Here is an 8,692-nt window from a genome sequence, read left to right as displayed (position 1 = left end):
GCCACATCATGCTCTGAACATGCGCCCACCTGTGCCTGAAACCTTATTAGAGAAACCTCAATTTAGTGGTGCCGAACGAGGGGGCTAGACAAAACTATTCTCGATGATCGAGCCGCGGCACGCGATTGCCTACCATACATTTGCCGATTTCGATATTGCTCCCGAAACAATAGCTGCAATCCGAAAGACCTATGACGGACCGCTCACTTTGGCTCAGGACATGCTTGTTTGGAATGTTTCGGAAGATGCCGTAGGTGTTCGAGAGATCATTGGATCAGAGAGTCCATTGCCTGTTGACCCTCCAACTCTTGCGGGCCCACCTGACCCTAACGAAAGAACAGAGTTGTCAGATTGGCTTAATGCAGGTCGCCTAAATCTTAGCGGAGACTAGCCTGCAATGTGCTATGTGAATCTATCGGCTGCTTTGACTGCAAAGTAGACTTTGAGCAGAATTCACTGACTGACCGGTATAAGCCCAATCTGTCTTATGCTACGGAACAGCCGAATGTGCGCTTTTCTCCCAGGCGGCCATCACGGCACGCGCCATCGCAATGACCTTAAGCCAGCGTGGAGTAAACCTCGGCAACTCGCTGAAAGGTCCAGAAGAAGGCGATAGCCGCGCATCCACCGGCTAAGCCCACACGTAGGGACATCCACAAACTGGAGTTCACGCGTCGACACATTATCAAGGCAGGCCAGAGCGCAAGAATAATGGCGACCTGGCCAAGCTCGACGCCAAGATTGAATGCAAGCAAGCTCTGCCAGATGTTTGGGGATGTAACCTGCAAAATCTTGTGCAACACAAAGCTAAACCCAAGCCCGTGCAAGAGGCCAATCAGCGTTGTCAGAAGCACCATCGTGACCTCAGAGCGCGCGCTGTCCTTAAAACTCATAAACGCTGCGACGGCTGCAAAAATGATAGATAGCGCGATCCCGGCTTCTACGGCAGGAACAAACCACGCGCCCGATGGTATAAACCCGAAAAACCCCAGCGACAGCGTTACGCTATGCCCAACGGTAAAACCGGTTGCACGCAGCAATAGCGCCCTGAGGGTCTGCGCTCCAATGACCAAACACACAACAAACAAAACATGATCCAACCCTTCGAGGATATGTCGTATGCCTTCCCAGACGAAGCTGAGGAATCCTCCATACCCCTTCTTCTGAATCACCAATGGTTCAGTCATCAGACCCCGAGATCGGAAAATCTGAGGTGTGTCTGACGCGTAGTCGAGAATAAGGTTGGCCGTTTGGTCCTGATCCGGCAAGCCGGGGTCTAGCACGCTAGCAATGCTGTACGATTGCACCGGGCCGATAGTGTCATAATACAGGACGAGATCAACAATCGTGTCACCTACATAAAGCGGTGGCGCTAAGGCCGTTTCGGTGTCTACTGCCAGTTGAGCCTCGGCCAAAGTTGCAAATCCGGGCTCATTTCCAACGCGATGCAAGCGAACGGACTTAACAGTTCCTCTTAAGCGCTGATTGTCGACCAACAGATGCAACCCACCTTCAGCGAATTGCCCCAGCCCATTAGGTTCGCTCATGACAGCCTGCAAGTCGACAAAGTGGACCAACTGATCGTCGCTCATGGCATTAGTCGTGAATGGTGCAGCTTTCGGCAAGGCATCACCATTCTGATCACCGACCTTGTCTGCAACCAGATAAGGCATAGGCGTACGGATGTAGACACGCAGACCATCTTCGGAATGCTCGACATGGGAAATTCGAACGTTGAGGTTAAGCAGAAAATGGGCCGAGGCTGACGGCGTCAGTAACAAAAACACACCGACAAACAGAGCTCCGAAAGCAAAAAACTTTGGTCTTAAACACCTATGCATTTGGATCGCGAGCCTCGATTACAGTCAATCCATCCAGCTTCCATTGCCCTGACTCAGGTATCACCTCGGCCAGCACCCGAAACGTAACGGCGCGCATATGGGCGTGCCCCCAATGACCGCCTTGGGCTTTCACTGTCCATTTGGCCAGAGTGCTAAATCCACCCGGTTTGAGGGTCGGGTCAACGCGCTCTAAACTCAGGTCTCTTATATCAGTAACCGTAGCAAGACTGCCACCTGGCGTTCGGATTGCGAGGCCACGTTCTACCTCTGTTGCGATGTCGCCAAGAGATGCTGCCGTTACAATGTGGGCCAGCTCTGCCTTTCTTGCTGCCGGCGAAGTTTCCAGCGTCACCGTGGTCAAGTTTTCGACCATCAAGCGCAGTATGTCTTCCGCAACCTGCTGCTCAGGGGGCTCGGGCTTATTCCAGAGTAATACTGGCAAATATCCCGAAAATACAAACGTTGCCGAAGCAGCGGCAATCATAGTCACGCAACTGGCACGCTTTGCAACTTTGCCCTTGCTCAGCAGGAAAAAGCCAAGTGAGGCGGCACTGATCATCCCGGAGATCAAAGTCATTGCCGGGTTCTGCCGTGTCTGCTGCTCAACTGGAATCTGAGTAACAGATGCTCTTTCGTATTTGAGCAAGTGGTTCTGCCAATGAAACTGAGGGTCTGCTGGTGTCAAAGCTCCAAAGAATGGCCCGGCGATATCGTTTGAAATGGTCGCAACGCGGGAATTTTCCTCGTCAAACATATCCCATGTGACCGTCACCTGATCGGGAAGGTCCGACGAAGAGAAAGACAGGATGGCTCCGATAAACGCATTGTTCACGGACACTTGCTTTCCGGGCTGGACAACCTGAAAACCCTGCGATGTGAGCTCCAAGAGTTTTGCTGTAGCGTTTGACGGTTGCACTAATTTGCCATCAATTGACACCGGGTTACGAGAAGCCAAAAAGGACGCCGCCCAGTTTACGATCAAGGCGCTACGCTGTGGTGAAAGCGTTTGCCCCACTTCGAAAGTTTCACCAATCCAAGGCGCCAGTTCACGCAAGCGGATCCGCGTTTCATGCCGAACTTCACGAGGTTCGATGTAAAGAAAGGTGGACGTCCCGTCCTGAGCTTTTCGATTCAGGCTTTCAGCAGAAAAGCGGCTATCCCACGGATCAGGCCAGTGAATCTTTAACTCTGCCGGCTTTGACAAAAAACTGAAATCCGTGACCGGAACCTCACGGTCAAAAACCTGCATCCCAATAGTCACCAGTGGTTCTCCATCCCGCGATGGAGGCACTATAGTCAGCTCCTTGGGAACTGAGTTTTGAAACGGAAAGAACAGTTCGACGAAGAGAACACGCGAATCTTTTGGCGGGCTGGGAACTATTTGACCCGAGAATGGATCGCGCTGACCTGCAAGCGGCGAGGCCCTATCTTTGCGCGTTCGGTATTCTATCTTTCTGATTTCAGCGTTTAGGGTCCGTTCGTCGCTCCCAACAATCGAAAGCGCACGGCTTTCGGCTTGCGCATAACCTTGATTGGTTTCTTGTTCAGCCTCCGGCTCACCCCCGACGAAATCTGATGACCATCCTATTGGCAACATATCCGCAAACAACGGAATATCTTCGACATAGATCTCAAGGTCGACGTAGACGGCATCATCTTTGACATGAAAGACAGCAATATTGGGGGCAACTTCTGACCCGTTTGTCAGAACGACATCCGCCGAAACGACCTGTGCACCTGAGGCCATCAGGCTCAGCGTCAGGAATACTCGGTAAAGATACTGCCAAATCGGAATTTTGTTCACCCCTGAAGGTTAGTTATCCGGCATTGGCGGTGGCGTGTAACCCTCCCATTTTCCCGCATTGACTTTGTCGGACGGCTCTTTTTCTTTTGAACGCGGGGCATTGATGTACTCATCGCTCACAGCGGGTGGCAACGCATAGTCATCAACACTCGCTTCCCGAACAACGATCTGGTCCTTGGTCACGTTGATCACCTGTAGATCTCGCGCGAGCGTCAGAGGCCCATCGTAAGTCGAACGGACGCCTTCCAAAATCGCCTGATAATTTTCTGGTGAAAGAACAGAGTGATATCCGAGGGCCATACGCGGCTCGACCGCAGACATGACTTTGCCAAACGCCGCAGGTTCGGTATGAACGCGCGTAGCTACATACGTCGCCTGTTTCATGTCCCAGCCAAAATACGGGGCCAAAGCATCAGGTGGAAGAAACGCCTCGTGAGAAGCGATGTCCGCACCTTTGGCATATTCTACATACCATTTGTTTGGGTAAGTATCTCCGCCAAAGACGTATTTCAGTCCATTCCATTCCAGAGAATAACTTACCGAGCCATCTAAGCTGTGGATAGCAGGCCAGGACCGGATCGTGACGTCGTTCTCCTGAAAAACGATCTCGTTTTCCTGCATGTAATCGAATTCAGTGACTTCAAGCTTGGCGCCGTCATCCGGCAGCGCGCCCGTTCGCGTGGCCAAGTCCCAGGCGTAAGCTTTGGACATGCCATCAACATAGGCTTTAGTGCCCAGTTCATCTTCTGATCCGGACGGGCCGAAGATGCGGAGCGGGGTATATCTGCCTGAAAGCCACCCCCCAACGTGGAGGCCCATGAAATCTCCAACGTGGTCGACATGCAAATGGCTGAAGAAGACCTTGTCGATTTTTGCAAAATCCGGTCGCAACGAAAACAAGTTTCCAGTTGCACCCGTGCCCACGTCAAACAGGAAAACGTCTCCATTCCCCAGTTCAACATAAAACGAAATCGAAACTGCTGCCTTGGTTTGGTTAGGCATACCCGTCCCCAATGCCGTGATACGCATTTCATCCTCGCCGAGGATTTCAGTGTTAGGAAAGTAAGACGCGGGATATACACCGTTTTCGATTTCAGTGGCACTCCGACCCGTCGGCAAGGCGTTTTGGGCCGTGGCAGTGCCAGCCAGTGTCACGCCTAATGCAATCAATGTACCGGCTGCGGTTTTCATTAAGTTATTCATTGATCCCCCCTTCAAAGCGAAGCCTCGTAAGAGAACACGAAACCGTGAGCCTCTCGTTCACCATAGACATCTCTACGGTAAGTCCATAGACTGCTCTATGTCAAATAAAGAATGCTGTAATCTGAATGTCAGAATCTATCACTCGCAACTCACCAAAAAACGCCGCGACCAAAGAAGACTGGATATTGCTAGCGTACAACGTACTCAATGAGGGCGGCGTTTCCGCAGTAAAGGTCGTGCCAATGGCAAAGCGACTGAACCTGACAAGCGGCAGCTTTTACTGGCATTTCAAGAACGTCCGTGAGCTTTTGGATGAGGTTCTCAGATATTGGGAGCAGGAACTGACTGACAAAGTGATCGCACAGGCAAAGACATTTGGCGGTCCCCCGGAAGACCGCATTCTTCTTCTTATGAAAAAGGTCATAGAAGAGAACGCCGCCTTGCCAGATCACGCTGTCTCAGTGTGGGCGAATACCGATGAGAAAGTAAGAGAGGCGTATCAAAGAACCATCGGCAAACGATTCCAGTTCGCCGCCTGGATGTTTGAACAGGCCGGGTTTTCGAAAGAAGAGGCGAAAGCGCGTGGAAGATTGATGGTTACTTCGCTGATGGGTGACTCCTCGACCGGTCTGAAAGCGCGAGGCGATTGGGAAAAGGTTATAGAGCGGGAACATGCAATTCTTGTCGGAAAGAAGAAGATAGAATAAAAGTATTGTCCGGCATTGTGAGTTTGCTCGAAACGGACCGCCAGTTTCAAATTGCACTGTAGGAAGATCACACGCAACAATGCCAGATGCCGACGTTCAGTATCTGACGACGCTTTGCTGCTGGTGCTACAACATCTACCTCGAAGACAGATTTGAAGGAGCTGAAGCGAAATGGCCGACAGATCTTAAGCTCAACGTCGCTGATCGCTTTCCAGACCTGGTGAGCGCTGAAACGACATCGCTATTGCCGAGCATTGGTCCTGGCAGGCTGGTCTTGCTTGGCTAGTTCCTCGCAGAGGCGGAGCATCTGGTTCGAGCGAACTGTGAGACTCCGATTCAAGTGCAGATCTCGGATGTGACGACGGGCTCAGACGGTTCAATCCAGATCATCTTCCGTCGGTACGATCAATGCCTGGGTCTCCCGCTCAAACGTCTCGTACTGGACAGCAAGCGCACATGTGCAAGATGTGGTCATGTCGGGGGTATCGTACCGAAGAAGCATAAGGCAACTGCCCTGTGCGCGCATTGTCATGAGCAAGGCGATTGGAATCCCTTCGATGAGTGATGAGTTTTCCGATGAGGAGACCTTTGGACGTCCGTTGGAGTCGATCCCTCTTGATGACCTGATTTATGAGCTGAAAGCACGGCTGAAAGAAGGTTCAGATGCATGGCTAGCACTTCTGACGACTGTACAAGAGCACATCGTGGACGCTGCTCCAGCTGATGGACCCGCAGAATGGACAGACATCTGGATTAAAGAGAATAAGTGGCCAAAGTGACCGAAAAAGACAAAATCACAGAAGGGTCTGGTAGCGTCTATCAAGACCTTGGCCTCCCGGAACCAACAGTCAGCCCCCTATTCTGCGACTTAAGGATCGTCGCCGTCCAAGACAGCTTTTACCCGATTGAGATCGCAGTTTTGAGGGTGATCGATAACAAGCCACACATCTGGAGTGCGCCCATTCATCCTGCGCGATCATGGCCACAACAGGTTCTGGCTGCGTCTCCAATCGACCTGTCGACGGCTCTGGCCGCTGAAGAAGTAGCAAACCAAACACTCGATCTCATCGAGCTCTGTGAAGCCGGATGCGTCTACTGTAGGGACGCGCATAACGCTGCATTCCTAACATTGATTTTATTCAGAAAATCTTGGGGTCTTCGCCCATAATTTTGCGCAGCATTTGCGCATAAGTTTGCACGATTTGCCCATAAGTTTGCACGGTTCACTATACACGTTCAAAATTCGATTGTCGTAGCGTAATACGATCAACTTTAACGCATCAAAACTCAATCAAAAGTGCATTCTGACTGGTATAATTCAACCCAAACCGAACAACACAACTCAATCGCGAGGTCGCGGCAAATCCCTTTCAATGTAGCGCGGCTTGGTCGGCCTTGAATGTCCACTCACCGTGGCTCAACCAACGGTTCATGTTTCCATAGACATTTCGTGCCAAGTCATTCCTCCATGATCAGAGGTTGATGGACGAAGATAGTTGTACCCAAATCTCTGATAAAGCGGAACGTGATGCTCTTTGCACATAAGGTAGATCGCGGATTTGCCCATTTTTCTCATGCGGCCGACGAATTCAGTCATCAATGCCCGCGATAGGCCTTTTCCTTGATGCGCCGGATCCACGACGACAGACATAATAACGACATTTGGCGCGCCGGGGTCATGCCCTACAAGTTCTTTGAATTCCTCGTCAGACATTTCAACGTTGTACGCACATCCGCAATTCACAAAGCCAACAATCTCGCCTTCGATTTCAAGAATGAGGAAACCATCGGGATAGACCTCGATTCTCTTTGCTATCTTTTCGAGGGTAGCCGCTTCGTCGCCTTCATAGGCATCAGTCTCGATCTCAAAGCATCGAATTGCATCATAGGGTTGGGCATTTCGAAATCTGTTCATGCATTTACACTATGAACGATGGGTCAAGTTGTATAGCCGCCGTCGGTCTTGCTCGCACCATTGCTCAATCTGCGCTCGGCGCAGACTCTCTCTGCGCTCACATCTAGCGGCAGCTTTGCGGGCAATGTTGCCCCAGGCGCGAACACATGCTTTTCATTCCACAACAACGCAGCACACCCTTGACCGTAATCACTTGCACATTTAGTCAAGTTTGATCTGCCCGCTGGGACGACCCGGCCAAGCAAGGGCGTTTTTTTCAGGACGACCTGCCAAATTAGAGGTCGAACATGACAACTAAAACCAAACAAGCCAGGAAACTGATCGAGGGTAGACCTGCCCTAATCGTAATCGACATTCAAAAGAGCACGTTTATTGATGATAGCGAAGTACGCTCCATCGACAACATGCCGGGCTACAAAGAGCGCATGATCGCTGCGCGTAATTTGGTTGACGCCGCGCATGAGAGTAAAGTGCCAGTCATTTTCATCCAAGAAGTCCATCGTCCCGATAGGATAGACTTCGGCCGTGAACTGGATGGTGACGAAGACATACACTGCCTCGAAGGTGATCCAAGAACGGAAGTTGCAAAAGATGAGATGGGATATCGCAAAGGTGACTACATCGTACCGAAGCGACGGTATTCTGCATTTTTTGGCACCGATTTCGAAATCCTGCTGCGCGGTTTAAAGGTAGACACACTTTTGTTGTGCGGCGGGCTGACAGATGTTTGTGTGCACTACACATTCGTCGATGGCCACCAATCAGACTACTTCTGCCGCGTAGTAGAAGATTGCGTTGGCGGGTCATCTGTCCAAGCCCATGAAGCTGCTCTCAAAGCAATGGAGTATCTACAAACCGGCGCTGTTCAGAGCCGAAAAGCAGTGATCAAGGCCATCTCGTCGCTCTAAATTGCAATCGAACCGCTAGTACCTGTTGGGGAGCGGAAACGGGCGGAGATTTTTGTCGCTTGAACGCCTTGGACTTGCCCGTTTGATGCAGAAGGAAGCGGCAATTTCAGTACAACCCTTTGATTTTGCGACTATGGCCCTTTAAAACTTCGATTGCACCGCAATCCAGCCGTCGGCGATTTGAATGCGAATATGACTATAGATAGTGAAGCTAACGCTTAGACAATCGCTGATGCCCTGACCTCTGCCGAGCAGATTTCCAAACTGTCTTCTAAGGCAGATCAGCTAGCGCTCCAATCTGTCACAGCCAACAG

At 51.1% G+C, this 8,692-nt stretch carries 8 protein-coding genes; 4 read left to right on the top strand and 4 right to left on the bottom strand.

Annotated elements, in window-relative coordinates:
• Nucleotides 1-557: 557 nt before the first annotated feature.
• From ACR0J8_RS21810 to gntH, 3 genes are all read right to left on the bottom strand, one after another.
• Complete coding sequence (locus ACR0J8_RS21810; RefSeq protein ID WP_480527842.1) at nt 558-1,673, bottom strand: HupE/UreJ family protein; 1,116 nt, start codon at nt 1,671-1,673, stop codon at nt 558-560.
• A gap of 160 nt (nt 1,674-1,833) precedes the next feature.
• Nucleotides 1,834-3,645 carry a hypothetical protein gene (locus tag ACR0J8_RS21805; RefSeq protein ID WP_480527844.1) on the bottom strand — a complete coding sequence of 604 codons (1,812 nt, stop codon included), beginning with the start codon at nt 3,643-3,645 and terminating at the stop codon, nt 1,834-1,836.
• A 9-nt stretch (nt 3,646-3,654) separates the two neighbouring features.
• A complete protein-coding gene (gene gntH, locus ACR0J8_RS21800) occupies nt 3,655-4,848 on the bottom strand; it encodes a guanitoxin biosynthesis MBL fold metallo-hydrolase GntH (protein ID WP_480892304.1) in 1,194 nt (397 codons plus the stop codon).
• A 125-nt stretch (nt 4,849-4,973) separates the two neighbouring features.
• Between gntH and ACR0J8_RS21795 the strand changes: the two genes are divergently transcribed.
• The 3 genes from ACR0J8_RS21795 to ACR0J8_RS21785 all read left to right on the top strand — a co-directional run bounded on the left by ACR0J8_RS21795 (nt 4,974) and on the right by ACR0J8_RS21785 (nt 6,334).
• Entirely contained in the window at nt 4,974-5,555 is a 582-nt protein-coding gene (locus ACR0J8_RS21795; RefSeq protein ID WP_480527847.1) for a TetR/AcrR family transcriptional regulator, read from the top strand.
• Nucleotides 5,556-5,634: 79 nt separating this feature from the next.
• A complete protein-coding gene (locus tag ACR0J8_RS21790; RefSeq protein WP_480892301.1) occupies nt 5,635-5,841 on the top strand; it encodes a hypothetical protein in 207 nt (68 codons plus the stop codon).
• Nucleotides 5,842-6,085: 244 nt separating this feature from the next.
• Nucleotides 6,086-6,334 carry a hypothetical protein gene (locus ACR0J8_RS21785; RefSeq protein WP_480892298.1) on the top strand — a complete coding sequence of 83 codons (249 nt, stop codon included), beginning with the start codon at nt 6,086-6,088 and terminating at the stop codon, nt 6,332-6,334.
• Between the two features lie 650 nt (nt 6,335-6,984).
• Here the strand turns inward: ACR0J8_RS21785 and ACR0J8_RS21780 are convergent.
• A complete protein-coding gene (locus ACR0J8_RS21780; RefSeq protein WP_480892296.1) occupies nt 6,985-7,470 on the bottom strand; it encodes a GNAT family N-acetyltransferase in 486 nt (161 codons plus the stop codon).
• A 287-nt stretch (nt 7,471-7,757) separates the two neighbouring features.
• Between ACR0J8_RS21780 and ACR0J8_RS21775 the strand changes: the two genes are divergently transcribed.
• Nucleotides 7,758-8,378, top strand: a complete 621-nt coding sequence (locus ACR0J8_RS21775) for a cysteine hydrolase family protein (RefSeq protein ID WP_480892293.1) — start codon at nt 7,758-7,760, stop codon at nt 8,376-8,378.
• The last annotated feature ends 314 nt before the right edge of the window (nt 8,379-8,692 follow it).

It is taken from the genome of Ruegeria sp. N11, assembly GCF_056531525.1.
Note: the sequence above shows the minus strand (reverse complement) of the source record. Positions and strands in the feature narration are given on the sequence as shown.

Excerpts from the sequence above, each read along its gene's own strand:
- ACR0J8_RS21810 (WP_480527842.1), bottom strand. The coding sequence starts at position 1,673 with ATGCCTTATCTGGTTGCAGACAAGGTCGGTGATCAGAATGGTGATGCC.
- gntH (WP_480892304.1), bottom strand. The coding sequence starts at position 4,848 with ATGAATAACTTAATGAAAACCGCAGCCGGTACATTGATTGCATTAGGC.
- ACR0J8_RS21795 (WP_480527847.1), top strand. The coding sequence starts at position 4,974 with ATGTCAGAATCTATCACTCGCAACTCACCAAAAAACGCCGCGACCAAA.
- ACR0J8_RS21790 (WP_480892301.1), top strand. The coding sequence starts at position 5,635 with ATGCCAGATGCCGACGTTCAGTATCTGACGACGCTTTGCTGCTGGTGC.
- ACR0J8_RS21785 (WP_480892298.1), top strand. The coding sequence starts at position 6,086 with ATGAGCAAGGCGATTGGAATCCCTTCGATGAGTGATGAGTTTTCCGAT.
- ACR0J8_RS21780 (WP_480892296.1), bottom strand. The coding sequence starts at position 7,470 with ATGAACAGATTTCGAAATGCCCAACCCTATGATGCAATTCGATGCTTT.
- ACR0J8_RS21775 (WP_480892293.1), top strand. The coding sequence starts at position 7,758 with ATGACAACTAAAACCAAACAAGCCAGGAAACTGATCGAGGGTAGACCT.